Annotated in this window: 18 protein-coding genes; 8 read left to right on the top strand and 10 right to left on the bottom strand. The window is 49.3% G+C overall.

All coding sequences use genetic code 11. From position 1 onward, the window contains the following. Positions 1 to 29: 29 nt before the first annotated feature. Both ABWW03_RS01935 and ABWW03_RS01940 read right to left on the bottom strand, forming a co-directional pair. Positions 30 to 416 (bottom strand): hypothetical protein, encoded by a 387-nt coding sequence (locus ABWW03_RS01935; protein WP_353406022.1) that lies wholly within the window; start codon positions 414 to 416, stop codon positions 30 to 32. A 10-nt stretch (positions 417 to 426) separates the two neighbouring features. Then, positions 427 to 891: a hypothetical protein gene (locus ABWW03_RS01940; RefSeq protein ID WP_353406023.1), complete on the bottom strand. Its 465-nt coding sequence runs from the start codon at positions 889 to 891 to the stop codon at positions 427 to 429. Between the two features lie 211 nt (positions 892 to 1,102). Between ABWW03_RS01940 and ABWW03_RS01945 the strand changes: the two genes are divergently transcribed. Then, a complete protein-coding gene (locus ABWW03_RS01945; RefSeq protein ID WP_353406024.1) occupies positions 1,103 to 1,999 on the top strand; it encodes a LysR family transcriptional regulator in 897 nt (298 codons plus the stop codon). 31 nt (positions 2,000 to 2,030) lie between these two features. Here the strand turns inward: ABWW03_RS01945 and smrA are convergent, their stop codons facing one another. From smrA to ABWW03_RS01965, 4 genes are read right to left on the bottom strand one after another with little or no spacing between them, the layout of a single operon-like run. After that, the gene (gene smrA, locus ABWW03_RS01950; RefSeq protein ID WP_353406026.1) at positions 2,031 to 2,609 is read right to left on the bottom strand and encodes a DNA endonuclease SmrA; all 579 of its coding nucleotides are present in this window, start codon (positions 2,607 to 2,609) and stop codon (positions 2,031 to 2,033) included. A 21-nt stretch (positions 2,610 to 2,630) separates the two neighbouring features. After that, positions 2,631 to 3,080: an acyl-CoA thioesterase gene (locus ABWW03_RS01955; RefSeq protein WP_353406027.1), complete on the bottom strand. Its 450-nt coding sequence runs from the start codon at positions 3,078 to 3,080 to the stop codon at positions 2,631 to 2,633. Positions 3,081 to 3,094: 14 nt separating this feature from the next. Continuing rightward, complete coding sequence (locus ABWW03_RS01960; RefSeq protein ID WP_353406028.1) at positions 3,095 to 3,985, bottom strand: radical SAM protein; 891 nt, start codon at positions 3,983 to 3,985, stop codon at positions 3,095 to 3,097. Between the two features lies 1 nt (position 3,986). Then, positions 3,987 to 4,352, bottom strand: a complete 366-nt coding sequence (locus ABWW03_RS01965; protein ID WP_353406029.1) for a DUF2750 domain-containing protein — start codon at positions 4,350 to 4,352, stop codon at positions 3,987 to 3,989. Positions 4,353 to 4,581: 229 nt separating this feature from the next. Between ABWW03_RS01965 and ABWW03_RS01970 the strand changes: the two genes are divergently transcribed. Both ABWW03_RS01970 and ABWW03_RS01975 read left to right on the top strand, forming a co-directional pair. Beyond that, positions 4,582 to 5,982, top strand: a complete 1,401-nt coding sequence (locus ABWW03_RS01970) for a YjgN family protein (protein ID WP_353406030.1) — start codon at positions 4,582 to 4,584, stop codon at positions 5,980 to 5,982. 12 nt (positions 5,983 to 5,994) lie between these two features. Beyond that, positions 5,995 to 7,230: a M48 family metallopeptidase gene (locus tag ABWW03_RS01975; RefSeq protein WP_353406031.1), complete on the top strand. Its 1,236-nt coding sequence runs from the start codon at positions 5,995 to 5,997 to the stop codon at positions 7,228 to 7,230. An 18-nt stretch (positions 7,231 to 7,248) separates the two neighbouring features. On the opposite strand, the gene waaA is transcribed toward ABWW03_RS01975, so the two are convergent. Continuing rightward, entirely contained in the window at positions 7,249 to 8,547 is a 1,299-nt protein-coding gene (waaA, locus tag ABWW03_RS01980; protein WP_353406032.1) for a lipid IV(A) 3-deoxy-D-manno-octulosonic acid transferase, read from the bottom strand. A 158-nt stretch (positions 8,548 to 8,705) separates the two neighbouring features. On the opposite strand from waaA, the gene ABWW03_RS01985 reads away from it, so the two are divergent. From ABWW03_RS01985 to ABWW03_RS02000, 4 genes are all read left to right on the top strand, one after another. Then, the gene (locus tag ABWW03_RS01985) at positions 8,706 to 9,941 is read left to right on the top strand and encodes an FAD-dependent oxidoreductase (RefSeq protein WP_353406033.1); all 1,236 of its coding nucleotides are present in this window, start codon (positions 8,706 to 8,708) and stop codon (positions 9,939 to 9,941) included. Next, the gene (locus ABWW03_RS01990; RefSeq protein WP_353406034.1) at positions 9,938 to 10,732 is read left to right on the top strand and encodes an aldo/keto reductase; all 795 of its coding nucleotides are present in this window, start codon (positions 9,938 to 9,940) and stop codon (positions 10,730 to 10,732) included. Before ABWW03_RS01985 ends, ABWW03_RS01990 begins: the two co-directional genes overlap by 4 nt. A gap of 37 nt (positions 10,733 to 10,769) precedes the next feature. Then, a complete protein-coding gene (locus ABWW03_RS01995; protein ID WP_353406035.1) occupies positions 10,770 to 11,126 on the top strand; it encodes a nuclear transport factor 2 family protein in 357 nt (118 codons plus the stop codon). Between the two features lie 158 nt (positions 11,127 to 11,284). Next, positions 11,285 to 12,892, top strand: coding sequence for a GMC family oxidoreductase (locus ABWW03_RS02000; protein ID WP_353406036.1), 1,608 nt, complete (start codon positions 11,285 to 11,287; stop codon positions 12,890 to 12,892). A gap of 10 nt (positions 12,893 to 12,902) precedes the next feature. Here ABWW03_RS02000 and ABWW03_RS02005 read toward each other — a convergent pair whose 3' ends face one another. The 3 genes from ABWW03_RS02005 to ABWW03_RS02015 form a co-directional block, all read right to left on the bottom strand. Then, positions 12,903 to 13,640, bottom strand: coding sequence for a LytR/AlgR family response regulator transcription factor (locus tag ABWW03_RS02005; RefSeq protein ID WP_353406037.1), 738 nt, complete (start codon positions 13,638 to 13,640; stop codon positions 12,903 to 12,905). Beyond that, positions 13,637 to 14,632 carry a sensor histidine kinase gene (locus ABWW03_RS02010; RefSeq protein WP_353406039.1) on the bottom strand — a complete coding sequence of 332 codons (996 nt, stop codon included), beginning with the start codon at positions 14,630 to 14,632 and terminating at the stop codon, positions 13,637 to 13,639. The genes ABWW03_RS02005 and ABWW03_RS02010 overlap by 4 nt, the downstream gene beginning before the upstream one ends. 184 nt (positions 14,633 to 14,816) lie before the next feature. After that, positions 14,817 to 15,059, bottom strand: coding sequence for a superinfection immunity protein (locus ABWW03_RS02015; RefSeq protein ID WP_353406040.1), 243 nt, complete (start codon positions 15,057 to 15,059; stop codon positions 14,817 to 14,819). 226 nt (positions 15,060 to 15,285) lie between these two features. Here ABWW03_RS02015 and sigZ point away from each other — a divergent pair, with 226 nt between their 5' ends. Then, on the top strand, positions 15,286 to 15,831 hold the full coding sequence (gene sigZ, locus ABWW03_RS02020; RefSeq protein WP_353406042.1) for an RNA polymerase sigma factor SigZ: 546 nt from the start codon (positions 15,286 to 15,288) through the stop codon (positions 15,829 to 15,831). Positions 15,832 to 15,872: the final 41 nt, after the last annotated feature.

The raw sequence follows: 15,872 nt of genomic DNA on the forward strand, positions 1-15,872 counted from the left end.
GTCAAGTGAAACCTTAGATTTAGAAAACCTTAGGCTGAGTGCTGGTGCTTTTCCAGCCACTCAGCCTCTTCCCCTGGCTCAGGCAAGATAACACCCCCTTCCATTACCCAACTCGCGGGCACTGGAAAAAGCTGATACTCAATCCTCGATCGTGGTACTGAGCTTATGCATTCTATGCGTTGGACAATGTCTTGTTCAATGTCGTCATTCAACTGCTGAGTACGCCCCGCTCGGACAGAAGCCAAAACGTGTAAATCAATGCCTTCTCGCAAAGGTAGGTTTTCCGAGAAAATAACTTGCACGAAAGTTCTTGGAGCTTCGGTATGAGCACAATGAACATCCGTAATCATTCCCGCTACCTTCGCTTTGATCCCAGCCGATAGCTCTCCACGCGTTGAAACAGTATAAAGAGGCATAACAGATTCCTCAGGACTTAAGATTGACACTGAATGATGTGTAACCTCGAAACCACTTTTTCAACAAAGCCGCGAGAGACATCAAAACAAAATGGGACTTGGCTTTACGTTTATTCAAACGCCCTCTGGACAATTGCATGTATTTCGCCACCATTTCTTCGTTCATCGCATTGGCAATGATTTCATTCACACTGCAACCCGTTACCTTCATCCAATCCTGACAAATCGCATGCATAAACTGCTCGCGATTCTTTTGCTGAATGTCACTGGGAACTGGCAGCAAGAGGGTTGAAGTTGTGGATGGTCCTCCGGCGAGGAAAGCTTGCCCCGCAGGTATCCTCTGCCAGATCACACTGACCGACACATGGGAATCCACAAGACCATAGGCGTTCTCTATAGCAATCTGAAGCTCTTTAAAACACGACTCCCACACTCCGCCTTCATGTACCGACGCCATTACTTGGTATTTTTTCATTGTCTTTCCCCGTATTCATTTACTGGTTCTTTTCAAAGATGCCAGCAGAGCAATAGTCTAAAACCGGACCACTACTCTGGGTACTGAAATCATTTTCTCAGGGCTACAAAAAAAGGTTATACCCCCGATCGATTCTGGCGACATTCAATAGTAGATTTTGGCATTCACACGATGCACACTGGGCTGACATTAAGCCGCTAGGGAGTTTGACGTGCTAGACATCTCAGACATCACGTTAATCAGCACGATAACCGCAGAAGGCAGCATCAATAAAGCGTCCGAGAAGCTCAACCTCTCTCAGCCCACACTCAGCAAGCGTCTTGGTCGTTTAGAAGAAAAACTGGGCTTGGAACTTTTCTACAGAGGCTCCAGCGGTATGATTGCCACGGAAGCAGCGCTCTATCTTCAAGCCGCAGCCGTCGACTTGGAAAACCAACTCTCAGCTGTCTCTCGACAAATACAGCTGATGAGCAATAAGTCCTCAGGTTTTGTGTCTATTGGTGTCGGACCTATTGTCGAACAGCTGTTTGTTCCAAAAGTACTCTTGGATTTCGCTGAAGCAGAGCATCGTTTTTCAGTTCGCATCCATGTCGACTCAGCCGAAAACCTACTAAAGGCCCTGCGACAAGGCAGCATCGACTTGGCCATAGGCCCTTTCAGCACCGAAGAAGCTGACACAGACCTCAAGGAAATTTTGAACCATTCCGAACCCTGCTCCGTTCTAATGAGGTATGACCACAAACTGGCGATCAATGACAATATCCGCTTTGAAGACATTCAATCTCACAAACTGATTTCAGCCACCGTTCCTGCGTCAATGGCTTCCGATGTTGACCATGTTGCTCAAGAGCAATTTCAGCCCAACATCGTGTACAACAGTTTTTCGATGGCGAAGAATATTATTTCCAACAGTGATTACCTCACCATTGGGCCTGCATCGATGTTTCACCAAGAAATCTCGAATAAAGAACTTGTCGCCAGACCTCTGGAAAGCCAGCCCCAGTGGACCTGTCGGTGCTTCGTTAAACCTGAAGTACGGTGCATTCCTATTGTGCAGGAAGTGATTGGATTGTTTAGTCAGTATATGGAACCTGTGCCGAGTGAATAGATCAGCGTCAACCTTCTATTATCCATCAACATCAGCGTTTGGAAAAACGTTCCATATTTTCCTGCCGTTTTCGATCGCTTTTTTTCAACATAACGTAAGTTGCGCCTGCGCCACCATGATGTTTTTGAGCGGAATGAAACGCCAGCACGGCGTCAATTTGTGGAAGCCAGTGAGCAACGGCACTTTTTAGCAGGCCGGACTGTTGCCGTCCTTCGCCTTTACCGTGGGTAATTAAACTGCAGCGAATATCGTGCGCGAGACAATCTTTAATGAATTGATACACCGCGCGACGCCCTTGCTCGACGGTCATATGATGCAAGTCCAGACGGGCTTCGATTTGATATTTACCCAAGCGTAGATTTTTATACACCCCATGTTGAACACCTGGGCGTTGATAGCCGATAATTTCCAATGGATCAATTGGCTCAATACACTCATCCGAGAGAGGGTCGCCTTGATGGCTGGGCATTTCTTCTACGGCGGCTTTCTTCCGATGCTCCAGACCGGGACTTTGGGCTTTCCCCGATTGCAGGTTCACGCGCTTAGGCTGTTTAATGGGTTTGACATCCGCCATGCTCTGACGGAAAAAGTCTTCATCGTCGCTCATCATTCAAGCCTGCCTAACTGATTCTTACTCGCCGGAATCCACCAGCACCGCTCCGTAACCGTCACGGAATTCGGCTGGCATACGACGCGGGCGACCACTGCTCATTTCAATGCAGACAACCTTCCATTGGCCACGCAATACTGTGGCAGCATCACTTGCACGTACGATTTGAAACCGACGGATCATGCTCAACTTACCGTCGCTTTCAGTAATCCAGGTGGCTACCCGTAATTCATCGTTCAACAAGCTTGCCTGCAGGTATTCGTACTCGGCTTTTTGAATAGCCATAGCGCGATCAAGCGCACGATACGCTTCGATATCCAACCCAAGATGGCAGGAATGGGCCCAACCGGCCATTTCACACCATTTCACATACACGGCATTATTAGCATGATTCAGACCGTCAATATCTTCCTCAGCCACCGTTACATCAACCGTAAAAGGATTTGGGTAATCCCAAGCAATCGCTGTCATCTCGTTCAATCCTGTTACAAGCCCCGCTGCCATTCCTGACGCAGCGGAATCATTCCCGGTTTGTTAATCGCGGTACGAACGGTATTGAGTAGGGTATGTTTATCTTTCCCCAACACGCCTTTCAACACCAAATAATTCGATGCATGGTCGCTTCGGAATATGGTTTTATCCAGTTCGAGATTCTCGAGCAACAACTCCATTTCTCGAAACAGCTCAAGTTGTTCCAGTTTGCGCCAGGGAATTTCAAAAGCGTCTTCAAAATCACTACTGCCTTGGGGAAACTCCACCACCAGGGTAGACAAATAATCCGGCTGAGCTTCGTTCATTAAACGTGCGGAGTTACGTGCGTGCTGCTCGCTCAAACTTGGCCCACCCAAACCGTTTAAAATCATCACTGAGCTTTTCATACCGGCGGCTTTGATTTTCTTTAAAGCATCCAGGGAGCTGTCGTAGCTTTCCCCTTTGCGCACTCTCGCCAACACCTCGTCATCACCGGATTCACAACCCACATACATCAAGCTCAAACCGAGTTCACGCAATGTTTGCAGCTCTTCTACGGTTTTATTTTTTAAGTTGCGAGGCAGACAGTAGGAAGACACCCGGCTAATATGAGGGAAGTATTCTCTGATCAACTGCAAAATTTCGCGCAACCGCCTTACCGACAGAGTCATCGCATCGCCATCGGCCAGGAAAATCCGCTGGACCGGATAGCCCGCCTCCGCGATTTGGCGCAGTTCAGCTTCAATCACATCGATTTTTTTGGGCTTAAAGCGCTTCTGCTCCAGAGTGTACATCTCGCAGAAGGTGCACTTATTGTATGAGCAACCGTTGGCGACTTGCAGGATCAGCGATTTCCACTCGCTTGGGGGGCGAAAAACCGGCTCAATATAGTTCAGAGGGTACATATCAGCTGATTTCGTTTTCGAATTCTTCCAATAGATCCAATGGCTCAATTTCCATGCCTTCCATATCCTTGTCCCAGTTGATCCCAACCAGATAGACATCGTCGTGCATGCCTGGCAACCACTTATCCAAAAACTCTTCCACCGAGACGGCAACGGGCTGATATACAGACCAATCTTCGACACAATGCTGCTTGGCAAATTCAGGTTGGCTCCAGAAGGGCATTACATCGGTTTCGCTGTACTGTTCGGAGGGGCAAAGGGCCCAGCCATCAGGGCCTTCGAGACCCCATACACAACCGGTTTCAAGGGCTTCGACAATAAATCGGTCGAAATTCTCTTCAATATTGGATGACAATACTTCCGTCATGGGGCTCTCTTCTGATCAGGCTGTTTAGGCGTGCCATTGTACTGGATTTTGCAGCCAGCGATTAGACTTTGTGATGAGCTTTACATGTCGCTAAGGCAAATTTCTGAATTTCATAGTTGGTCTGGCTGGCCAAAGGGCTTTTGGCGTACACTTGCTCCCTGCGGCTTAGATACGGCCCTTAGATCGTATGGTAATACGAAAGGATTTAACCTCAGTAAGGAAGGATATAATGTCGGACGCTCCAGAAACCTCCCCAACCGAACCCAACGCCTCGCAGCCCCCAGCACCAGAGCAACCCTGGCAGTTGGTGACATTTCACGGAACAGGAGGCGAATACTTCCGTATCTGGATCGTTAATCTCGTATTGACGCTGCTGACATTGGGCATTTATTCCGCTTGGGCTACCGTTCGCGAGCGCCGTTATTTTTACGGCCATACCGAAGTTGCTGGCGGCCGCTTTGACTTTCACGGCAAACCACTGCAGATCCTTTTTGGTCGAATTATCGCCATCGTCTTATTGATTGGCTGGTCACAAGGCGCCCTGCTGCATAGCGCCATTCCCTTTATCTCAGCAGCGATTGTTCTTGGCCTGCTGCCCATGTTTTTGGTTCGGGCATTGGGTTTTCGTCTACGTCACACCAGCTTACGCAACATCCGCTTTGGCTTCAGTGGCAAGATCAGCGACGCCTATAAAGCGCTTTGGCCCTACCTGGTTGCGCTTTTGATTGCGGCCGCGGGAATGATCTACGTAGGCAATGAACTGCTTGCCTGGAGCGCCGACGTGGAGGAACGCAACGAGCAACGCTATCAAGAAGAATTGGAGACCGAAGAAGCTGAACACTACCTCGAAGAGTCGGAGGCTGAACTCAGCGAGTACGACTTGACAGAGAGTGAGAGCGAAGGCGTACTCAGCCCTGACGATGGATGGGCACAACAATCCAGTGACGATATGGATATGCCTGAAATGGAAGAGTTTCAACGCTTGATGGGCTTCTACGGTCTAATCATGATCACTATGGCCTTTATTTTCCCCATCTTTATCTGCGACGTCCGCAACTTCACCACACGCCACAGTCAGTATGGCCGCAGCCTGTTTAATGTGGATTTAAAACGTGGCAAATTCTTTGAGCATTTCTGGATCGCCTTTGGAATCTCCATTGCCGCGGGCCTGGTCATTATGATTGCTGGCGGTATTGTTGTCGGTATTGGGGTCGCCATTGTTCTTGGCCTGGGCCTGGAATTTGACGGCAGCCCACTGATGGTCGTGTTGATGATCCTGGCTTTTGTGTTTATTTATGGCCTGATGATCGCCTCCTATATGGCCGCTTACGCCTATTGGAGAGGCCGTATTTTTAATGACACCTTCAACACATTGGGATTAGGTGATATCGAGTTTCGCTCACAACTGAGTGTACTCGCCTACGCCAAGCTGTGGGTTATCAATACGCTGTTAATGGTGGTTACCCTGGGCTTTGCCTATCCATGGATCAAGATTCGTCTATTGAGAATGCAACTGGAATCCATTGAATATCGCGGCGACAGCGATCAATTCATCTCGCATAATCAGGTTCACACAAACGCTGTAGGCGACGAAGTGGGCGAAGCCTTTGACTTCGACTTTGGGTTTTAATTAGGCATGGCCATGTTGGGACGATATTACAGAGCGGGCAGCTCTGAGCAGATTCAAGCCGAGATCCTGTATCAGGAATCTCGCTTGACACTGCACAGCCACAATGGAGAAATACTGCAGAACCTCGCGCCGAGCGAATGCACGCTCTCTTCGCCCATCGGCCGCATGCCCTATCGTATTGAATTCCCAAACGGTGACGCTGTTGAGTGTGAGGATCACGCTGCCGTAGAGGCAATATTCCAACCCAAATATCACTCGCACTTCGTGCATTACTGGGAACGCAGCCGCCATTTCGCATTGCTCGCGCTGCTGATGCTGCCACTCATCACACTCCTGTATATCAAGGTGGGCCTTCCCCTACTCGCCAAGGAACTGTCTCCTCGAATTCCCGAAGACGTGCGATTGAGCCTGGACGAGCAGGCCCTAAAGCAAATGGAAGGCTATTTTAAGGAAAGTGATCTCAACCAAGAACAGCAAACACTCCTTAATCAGGCCTGGCAGCGCTTACCCAATAACGAGCGTTACATCTTGATCAGCAAAAACAGCCCGGCCATGGGCGCCAATGCCTTTGCTTTGCCGGGTGGACACATTTTGGTCACCGATGAACTGGTGAGCGCGCTGAACAATGAAAATGAGATTCTCGCCGTTCTGGCCCACGAAGCCGGTCATGTTGAGCAATACCACGGCCTGCGCAATGTCATTCAGTCCCTTGGCACCGTCGCACTGCTCACGGTCATTGTCGGTGACATCAGCGCTCTCGCCGAGACGGTTCTGGTTTCAGGCCCAGTGTTGTTCCAGCAGCTTTCTTACAGCCGGGATTTGGAACGCGAAGCTGATCAATTTTCTATAACGCAATTAAAGGAACTGCAAGTGCCGAGCAGTTGCCTGGGAGCCGGCCTGAACCACTTGATGGCCTCCCATGGCTTTAAAGACGTTACCGATGTGATCGTCGAAGATGCCAAACTGTCACCTGCCGAACAGGCCACAGAGCCCGCTCAGGAAAACGAGGAGGTGTTCACTGAGAACACCGCAATAACCGAAACATCAACATCCGATACAACCGTTATCGAGGAAGCACCCAATGACACTGAAGAACCCGATTGGAAAGAACGCCTCAAGAAACAGCTCGGCTTAGACGAAGAAATCGATTTTGGTGAAGTGCTGAACTATATGCAAACACACCCTGCCACCGAAGAACGCATTGAGGCAGCAGGCGGTACCGACTGCCCAGCACCACAGAGTAAATAAAACTAGAGCCTTGCGCGTCTAGTCATGTCTTAGATGGGCAGCAATGCCCGTCATCATTTTATCCAAAGCCCCACGATTTCCCTCGGCAACACCCAAGGCCTTCATCGACATTGTCTTGGCCACTTCCGGCTGAGTCATCAGCTCTTCCCAATGGGCCGCCAAGGTTTCCGCATCATCTACCTGTAACAAAGCGCCCGCACTCTGCAGCAGCGCATCGGCTTCAGCAAAATTAAAACAGCTCCGACCGGTCACTATCGGCAAACCCCAGGCCGCAGCTTCAATCATATTGTGGCCACCCCGGTCCACCAGACTGCCGCCAATGAACGCCGCATCCACCGCGCCAAAGAAGCACAACATCTCACCCATGGTATCGCCCAAGATCACCTGGCAGCTTTTATGTAAAGCTTCAGCGTTTCGAGTTTCGCTGCGCCGCTGCATGGAAAGCCCCCGATGTTCGATCAAACGAGCAACATCGCTGAAACGTTCTGGGTGGCGGGGGACCAACAACAAACGGACATTCAGGCCTTGAGCCAGCAATTGTTGAAACGCCTCTAAAATGATCTCATCCTCACCGGGGTGAGTAGACGCAGCAGCGAGAATAAAATACTCAGCCCCACTCTCGTACTTGCCTTGCCATTGCTCACGCAGTTGACTGGCTTGGGCTCTTAACTCGTCGCTCAACTGCAAATCGAATTTAATATTGCCACTCACCTGACTCTGCTCGGCATGAGCTCCTGAGGCAATAAAACGCTCTCGGTCCGCCGACGTTTGGGCATACACCCCATTCAGTGCCGCAAACATGGGACGACTTAATCCTGAGACTCGCTGATAGCCGCGGGCAGAACGCTCGGACAAGCGGCCATTTAATAGCAAACTGGGGATTCCTCGCTGTTTGCATGCAGCAAGTAGATTCGGCCACAGCTCGGTTTCCATTATCAACAGAATCTCTGGCTTTAGCTTATCCAGAAAACGCGCCATGGCATCAGGTAAATCGTACGGCAAGTAAACGTGCAAGACATATTCCCCAAACCGTTCTTGCAGCAACGCCGAACCAGTAGGTGTTGTCGTGGTGACCATTAATTGGTGCCCGGGGTAATCTTTCAGTAAACGCTTGATCAATGGACTTGCCGCAATAGTCTCACCTACCGACACCGAATGCAGGCAAATCAGTGGGCGCGTATCTTCCGGCTTGGGAAATATCGCAAAGCGCTCTTGCCAACGTCGGGCATAGGCAGGCGCCTTAATGGCTCGCCACAACAAACGCAAGAGCACCAAAGGCAAAGCCAGGTAAAAAATAAGACTGTAGAAAAAACGCATTTAAAGCCTGTCTGCACTCATGGTTGACGCTTTTTTAGACTCGCCAGGCAAGTTCCGCCCACATGAACAGACACCAGCAAGATTCTTCATTAATTCGCGGTATAATAAAGCAATCTGCCAATACCATACAGCTCTTGACTGAAGGGGGCCCTCGCACCATGGCTCAAGCCTATATTGAACTCGATACCGCCATTATCGGTGGTGGCATTGCGGGCCTATGGCTGCTCAATCGACTGCACCAGCAAGGGCGTCATTGTGCTCTGTTCGAACGGGACGCCCTCGGTGCAGGACAAACCCTGGCCTCTCAAGGCATGATTCATGGTGGCATCAAATACACTCTGGCCGGTGCCTTGAGCGGCGCCTCCGAGGCCATCGCCGATATGCCTCGCCGCTGGGGCGACTGTTTTGCAGGACATGGCGAGATCGACCTGAGCAAAGCGAAACTGCTCAGCGAAGACTTTTACATGTTCTCCAGCAAGCAAAGCCACTCCAAGATCAGTACTTTTTTGGCCAGTAAGCTGACTCGCGGGCGAGTGGAAGCCGTCAGCGAAGAGAACCTGCCCGAGATTTTCAAAGGGCAAAGCCAGGCTCAGGTGTATAAACTTCTCGACATCGTGGTAGACACACCGTCCCTGCTAAAAGTCTTAAGCGACCCCTTAAGCGAACGAATCTTTAAACTGCCTGCCGAACACCGTTGGCAGCGCGAAGGCAAAACGGCGGTTCTCGTATTGAATAACAATAGCGATGAACCCCAAGCAATCCGAGCCAGAAATTTTATCTTCTGCGCTGGCGAAGGCAATGCAGCGCTATTGGAATCACTGGGTTTGGAAAAGCCCGCCATGCAAAGGCGCCCACTGCAGCAGGTCTGCGTAAAGCATAAACTGCCCTATCGTTTTTACGGTCACTGCATGGGGGCTGAAAGTACACCGCGTCTTACCATTTCCAGTCACCCCTGTGCTGACGGAGAACAGGTTTGGTATCTGGGTGGCAGCCTAGCCGAAACCGGAGCCAAACAACACAGCGAAGACGTCATCGCCAATGCCCAGCGAGAACTGCGCGAGCTTTTTCCCTGGCTGGATTTTAGTGATGCCGAATGGAGAAGCCTCCCCATCAATCGCGCGGAGCCCAAACAAAAAGGCTTGGTTCGCCCCGACAAAGCCTTCGCCTCTCGCGCTGAAGAGGTCGACAACATTATCGTAGGCTGGCCAACCAAACTGGCCTTGAGTCCCAACTTTTCCGATCAGGCGATGGCCTTGCTCCCGAAAACAGCGATCGCCTTAACGGAAGATTCACTATTGCCTCAACTGACCAAAGCTGAGATCGCCCCAGCGCCATGGGACACACTCTTTGCAAGCTCAAACAGCCGTAACAGCGATATGGAAAACGTAAAATGAGCCAAACACGATTGCCCCAAAAACCCGCACCTGGTTTGGATTTTTCCATCAGTCCACTTGGCTTGGGCACTGTTAAGCTGGGACGCAATCAAGGGGTGAAATACCCTAAAGCTTTTGAACTGCCCAGCGACCAAGAAGCAAAAACGTTACTCGCCACCGCCAGAGATTGCGGTATCAATTTGATCGACACCGCACCGGCCTATGGCCACAGCGAAGAACGATTAGGGCAATTGCTACAAGGCAGCCGACAAGATTGGGTAATTGTCAGCAAAGCGGGCGAAGAGTTTGACGGTGGCCAATCCAATTTTGATTTTCGCCCGGAACATATACGTTACAGTGTAGAGCGCAGCCTGCGCCGATTAAAAACCGACTATATCGACATGGTGCTGCTCCACTCCGACGGTAACGATATGGACGCCATCGCCCAGGGCGGACTCGATGCACTGAATGAACTCAAGCAAGCCGGTTTAATCCGCGCCAGCGGCATGTCCACCAAAACCGTCGAAGGTGGCATTGCCGCCGCCCAGCAATCCGATTGCGTCATGCTGACTTACAATCTCCAAGAAACGGCCGAAGCCAAAGTGTTGGACTACTGTGCCGAGCACAATAAAACGGCCCTGATTAAAAAAGCACTGGCCAGCGGACATATTGCTCACCACGATGAGAAGAATGGTGTGCTGGAAAGCATGAAGTTTGTCTTCGCCCATCCAGGCAGTACCTCGGCTATTATTGGGACGATTAATCCGAAGCACTTGGTAGAAAACGTGGGCAATTTTCTACACACAATTTGAGATGACGACCGACGGCATATATGAAGCAGGAAACAAGATGCGAACAAAGGAAGTTATTCAACAATGGGTAGACGCTTTCAACGAAGGCAATGCCGATAAAATTGCGGCTTTCTACGCTGAAAACGCCATCAACCACCAAGTGGCCAATGAACCTGTCGTTGGCAAAGCCGCTATTCACAAAATGTTCTCTGAGGAATTCGCGAATGCGGACATGGTCTGTATCGTTGAGAATATTTTTCAAGAGGGTGACTGGGCCATATTGGAGTGGAAAGACCCTCTTGGCCTTCGCGGTTGTGGCTTTTTCCAAATTGAAAATGGCTTGATCGTTTTTCAACGTGGCTATTGGGATAAGCTGAGTTTTTTACGGGCACATAACTTACCCATTCCTTCATAATGAATAATGCCGGCCCCCACCATCAGGCTGGCAATCCCTCTCGCCTTTGTTTTCTCCATAGAAGGTCTGGCACCATCTGTCAAACCACTCAACTTAAACACAAACGCTTTTCATTACTATAGCGTCAGACGTTAAGATAATAGAGTGACCCTTTCCCCATGTACGACTACATTATTATTGGCGCTGGCTCAGCGGGCTGCGTGTTGGCGAATCGCTTATCAGCGGATCCCAAAAACCGTGTTTGTCTAATTGAAGCCGGTGGCAGTGATCGCAATCCTTTGGTGTATACCCCATTAGGTATTCTCGCCAGTCTCGCGGGTGGGCTGTTTAACTGGAACTTTAACTCCACCGCTCAAAGAAATATGAATAATCGCGAGATCTATTGTCCCCGCGGAAAAGTGTTGGGAGGCAGCAGCTCCATTAATGCCATGTTATACGTGCGTGGTCAAAAAGAAGATTACGATGGCTGGGCCGCCGCAGGCAATCATGGATGGAGCTACGATGAGGTTCTGCCTTACTTCAAACGATCACAACATCAGGAGCGGGGTGCCAATGAATTTCATGGCACAGGCGGCCCTTTGAATGTGGCTGAGTTGCGCAATCAACATCAGCTGTGCCAGGCCTTTTTGGATTCTGCGATTGAGCAAGGTGAAAAGGCGACTCAAGATTTTAATGGCGCCGATCAAGAAGGTGTGGGCTGGTATCAAACGACACAGAAAAACGGTCTGCGCTGCAGCGCAGCGGCAGCCTATTTGCACCCTGTATTACATAAGCGCAACAATCTGACACTGATCAAGGGCGTACGCGCCAGTAAGATCGTCTTCGAAGGCAAGCGGGCTTGCGGCGTGGAGATCATTGAAAACGGACAAACTCGGATTCTAACAGCCAATAAAGAAATCCTGTTGAGTTCTGGCGCCTTTGGTTCACCTCAGCTGTTGCTGTTGTCAGGTGTCGGCCGAAAAGAACAACTCGATAAACACAATATCGATTCAATACATGAGTTGCCTGGTGTGGGTGAAAACCTACAAGAACACGTTGATGTATTGATCACCACAGAGGAAACCACGGGCACCAGCTTTGCACTCACCCGCCCCAAAGCTTTGTGGAATCAAACCAAAGCCTTCTTTCAGTTTATATTTGCTCGTCGCGGCAACTTAACTTCGGTCATTGCTGAAGCTGGCGGTTTTATCAAGGTTGGTGAACACGCTGAAACCCCCGACGTTCAACTGCACTTCTCTCCGGTAGCCATGGGCGACCACGGCCGCGATACCGATTATTACAGCACGTATGGTCACAGCCTGCATGTTTGCGTCCTGCGCCCCAAAAGCCGCGGCCAAGTAAGCTTGGCCAGTGCCGATCCTAGTGCAGACCCATTGATTGACTTGAATCTTCTAAGCGAAGAAGAAGATTTGAAATTGCTGAGTGCCGCGGTAAAACGTGGGCGCCAACTTCTCAAAGGGGAAGCCTTGCAGAATCTCAGTGGCTTGGAGATGACTCCGGGAACGGACTGTACAAGCGACGAAGATATTGAGGCCTTCATTCGCAAAAACGCCCAGCACATCTACCACCCTGTGGGCACCTGTAAAATGGGTTCAGATGATATGGCCGTGGTGGATGAAGAGCTTCGCGTTCACGGCCTCGAAGGTTTGCGTGTTATCGACGCCTCGATTATGCCCACGGTGGTCAGCGGCAACACGAATGCGCCTACCATGATGATTGCTGAAAAGGCATCCGATATGATTTTGGAAGCACACAAGGCCGGTTAGGGATCGGCCCCTAAATCGAAAACTGCTTTTTGAGATACTGCGCTTGGCGACGGCTTACATCAATAGAGTGGCCGTTGCTAAGCTGTACCACCAAACTCCCCGGATTCATCCCTTCCTCAACCTTATGTATTGCATCGATTCGCACAACATCGCTTCGGCTTGCTTTAAAAAAATCGCTATCGTTCAGTTTAGCTTCCAGGCGGCTGAGGGAGCTTTGAATATACGATTTTTCCTTTTCCAGATGCACAACCACATGATTGCCCAACGCTTCGAATCGCAGGACTTCCTGTAAACGAACAATTCGATAGTCGTGTCCAAATTTCAAAAGAAAGCCATGGTTTTCCGGCAGGATATCCGGTGTTGACTCTTTTTCTTGCTGCCCATGATAAGACTTACCGGAAAGAGCCAAATCCACCTTGGCCATCACTTGGTCGAGGCGATTAGGGTTGACCGGTTTGAGTAGGTAATCAAAAGCATTCAAATCGAAGGCTTCCAGAGCATGTTGGCTGTAAGCGGTGCAAAACACAAACAAGCTTCGGTTTCCCACGCTGGATACCAGTTCAATGCCGTCCATTTCGGGCATTCTGATATCAACGAACACCAAATGAAAGTCTTGTTCCTGCACAAGGGCCAAGGCTTCCAGGCCATCTGCTGCCTCGACTATCGATTCTATTTGTGAGTAACGCCCCAATAATCGGCGAATTTCCTGACGTGCCAGCGGCTCATCATCTACGATCAGTATGTTCATTTTTTGGGTAATTCCAGCAGCACATCAAAATTATCATCGGAGCGTACATTCATGGTGGCTCGCTCACCATACATTAACTCAAGGCGCTTTCGAATATTTCCAAGACCAATACCATTGCCCTGCTCTACTTTCTTTTCCGGAAGACTGTTTGTCACCTGCAAACAAAAGTGCTCAGAATCCAGTTCTCTCGCGGTTATCGTTATCCATCCACCTTTGCGGGATGGCGCCACGCCATACTTCACAGAGTTTTCCAACAGCGTCAGCATAATCAAACTGGGAATGGTTTCTTGAAGCAGGGTTTCTTCTATATCCCACTTAAGCTGCAATCGGTCTCCAAGGCGCAGATGCTCTATCTGTAAATAGTTTTCGGCCAGCTCTCTCTCCTGCTCAAGACTGCTCAACGCTTCCACTTCAGCATGCATATGAACCCTCAACAATTCAGACAGTTGAGTGATGGTTTCAGCCGCTTTATTTTGATCGCTGTAAACCAGCGCACGAATACTATTCAAGGTATTGAACATAAAGTGCGGGTTAATTTGATTCGCGAGTTGTTTTAGACGGGTCACTTCCAATTCTCGAGTCAACTCATTCCGCTTACGGTAAAAATGCCAAGACAAGTACAGAGCCGACCAGAACAGTAAAATGATATAGTTTTGCCCCGCAACTATCATGTAAGCAGCGGTTGACATGTGACGTGAGGACACTTCCCCACTGTTGCTTTGGAATTGGATACTGGCTATATCAAACTCTGAAAACACAACAGTTTGCCCAATAGCAAACATCAACAGGGTTAGAACAATGGCTATCGGAATAGTGTAAATAAACACAGCAGCTATTGAGGATATACTCAACCCCCAACGCAGTATTCCCAGACGTAAAAACGGCCGTATAAAGACGTGGCAGATCACCAACAACGCTATAGACTCACACAATATTCGCAAAAGTAGCAGCGGTTTATTGTTGATCATCTTGCCAAGAAAGAGATCGGTCATTAAATACGCCATGGAAACATGGGTAAGGACCGCTATACAGCAAGCAATTTTATAGGCAGTACTTGGCTGGCGACATTCAGCCAACCAAGTACTAAGGAACTGTGGCATATCCAGGATAACCATTGTTGTTGGTTGATTTCGTCCATGCAGCATAACAATGCCCAGGCCCCAAGGTAAACCGTGATTAACATCCTTCCTTTTCCTGCTTACCGCTAATCGCCCAAATCAGCACACCAAACCAGGCTATCCAAGACAGACCTGCCGGAATATTCGCCAACATGATTTTCTTTTTGTGCTCCCGACGCAGCAGCAGCGCCACCAAGCTGGGCAAAAAGTAAATGGCCAGGAAAAGCGGAACAAACACCAGCAGAAAAGCACCATGTTCGGCCCATAGGGTGTTAAGCATCAAATCGATTTTATCAAGCATCTCTGTCACCTATTTAAGTGTGTTATTGGGTACAGGATGAATAGTAGGGGAGAGGCATTCCCAAAAGAGTCAAAAAGTGAATTTCGGCTGGATAACGTGATTTTTGGTTAATCATAGACAACGCCCCTATGAATAGCAGTAAATTCGGGCTGAAACAGGATTTGAGCATAAAATAATCACGAATGTTATAATGCCGCAAGCTAGGCTCCACGACCGAACATAGAATATGTCTATTGAAACCATTTGGAACGAGTACCGCTCAGCACTCACACGCTTTCTGAATTCTCGAGTATCGAACCCGGAAGATGTCGAGGATTTGTTGCAAGATATACTCATCAAGAGCTATAAAAACCTGCACACCATAAAATCGGCAGATAGTGTTAAAGCCTGGTTGTTTCAACTGGCTAACAACACCATCATCGATCATTACCGAAAAAAATCCAAGGCTAAAGCGTTGCGTGCGGAAGATCTTTGGTATGAAGAAGACCTGCCTAACATCAAGGCTGAGCTGTCCACCTGCATTCTGCCATTTATCAATGCGTTGCCAGAAGAACAATCTGAATTGCTCAAAGCTATTGATATCAACAATATTAAACAGAAGGACTATGCTGAAGCGAACAACATCAGCTATTCGACACTGAAATCCCGAGTCCAGAAGTCTCGCCAGGAATTGAGAAAGCTGTATGAAAACTGCTGCCACCTGACTCTGGACGCCCAAGGCAATATCATTGACTACCAACGTAAAAACCCAGATTGCGACCGCTGCTCTTAGCTCGGACAGTATTCAAAGCTCCCCCCAGGTACATCTTTATA

Origin of the sequence: Pseudoteredinibacter isoporae, assembly GCF_040372805.1 — a bacterium.
Lineage (GTDB): Bacteria > Pseudomonadota > Gammaproteobacteria > Pseudomonadales > Cellvibrionaceae > Pseudoteredinibacter > Pseudoteredinibacter isoporae_A.

Coding starts and splice junctions, on each gene's coding strand:
- smrA (WP_353406026.1), bottom strand. CDS start 2,609: ATGATGAGCGACGATGAAGACTTTTTCCGTCAGAGCATGGCGGATGTC.
- ABWW03_RS01970 (WP_353406030.1), top strand. CDS start 4,582: ATGTCGGACGCTCCAGAAACCTCCCCAACCGAACCCAACGCCTCGCAG.
- ABWW03_RS01975 (WP_353406031.1), top strand. CDS start 5,995: ATGTTGGGACGATATTACAGAGCGGGCAGCTCTGAGCAGATTCAAGCC.
- ABWW03_RS01985 (WP_353406033.1), top strand. CDS start 8,706: ATGGCTCAAGCCTATATTGAACTCGATACCGCCATTATCGGTGGTGGC.
- ABWW03_RS01955 (WP_353406027.1), bottom strand. CDS start 3,080: ATGACAGCGATTGCTTGGGATTACCCAAATCCTTTTACGGTTGATGTA.
- ABWW03_RS01960 (WP_353406028.1), bottom strand. CDS start 3,985: ATGTACCCTCTGAACTATATTGAGCCGGTTTTTCGCCCCCCAAGCGAG.
- waaA (WP_353406032.1), bottom strand. CDS start 8,547: ATGCGTTTTTTCTACAGTCTTATTTTTTACCTGGCTTTGCCTTTGGTG.
- ABWW03_RS02005 (WP_353406037.1), bottom strand. CDS start 13,640: ATGAACATACTGATCGTAGATGATGAGCCGCTGGCACGTCAGGAAATT.
- ABWW03_RS02015 (WP_353406040.1), bottom strand. CDS start 15,059: ATGCTTGATAAAATCGATTTGATGCTTAACACCCTATGGGCCGAACAT.
- ABWW03_RS01995 (WP_353406035.1), top strand. CDS start 10,770: ATGCGAACAAAGGAAGTTATTCAACAATGGGTAGACGCTTTCAACGAA.
- ABWW03_RS01940 (WP_353406023.1), bottom strand. CDS start 891: ATGAAAAAATACCAAGTAATGGCGTCGGTACATGAAGGCGGAGTGTGG.
- sigZ (WP_353406042.1), top strand. CDS start 15,286: ATGTCTATTGAAACCATTTGGAACGAGTACCGCTCAGCACTCACACGC.
- ABWW03_RS01965 (WP_353406029.1), bottom strand. CDS start 4,352: ATGACGGAAGTATTGTCATCCAATATTGAAGAGAATTTCGACCGATTT.
- ABWW03_RS02010 (WP_353406039.1), bottom strand. CDS start 14,632: ATGACCGATCTCTTTCTTGGCAAGATGATCAACAATAAACCGCTGCTA.
- ABWW03_RS01990 (WP_353406034.1), top strand. CDS start 9,938: ATGAGCCAAACACGATTGCCCCAAAAACCCGCACCTGGTTTGGATTTT.
- ABWW03_RS02000 (WP_353406036.1), top strand. CDS start 11,285: ATGTACGACTACATTATTATTGGCGCTGGCTCAGCGGGCTGCGTGTTG.
- ABWW03_RS01935 (WP_353406022.1), bottom strand. CDS start 416: ATGCCTCTTTATACTGTTTCAACGCGTGGAGAGCTATCGGCTGGGATC.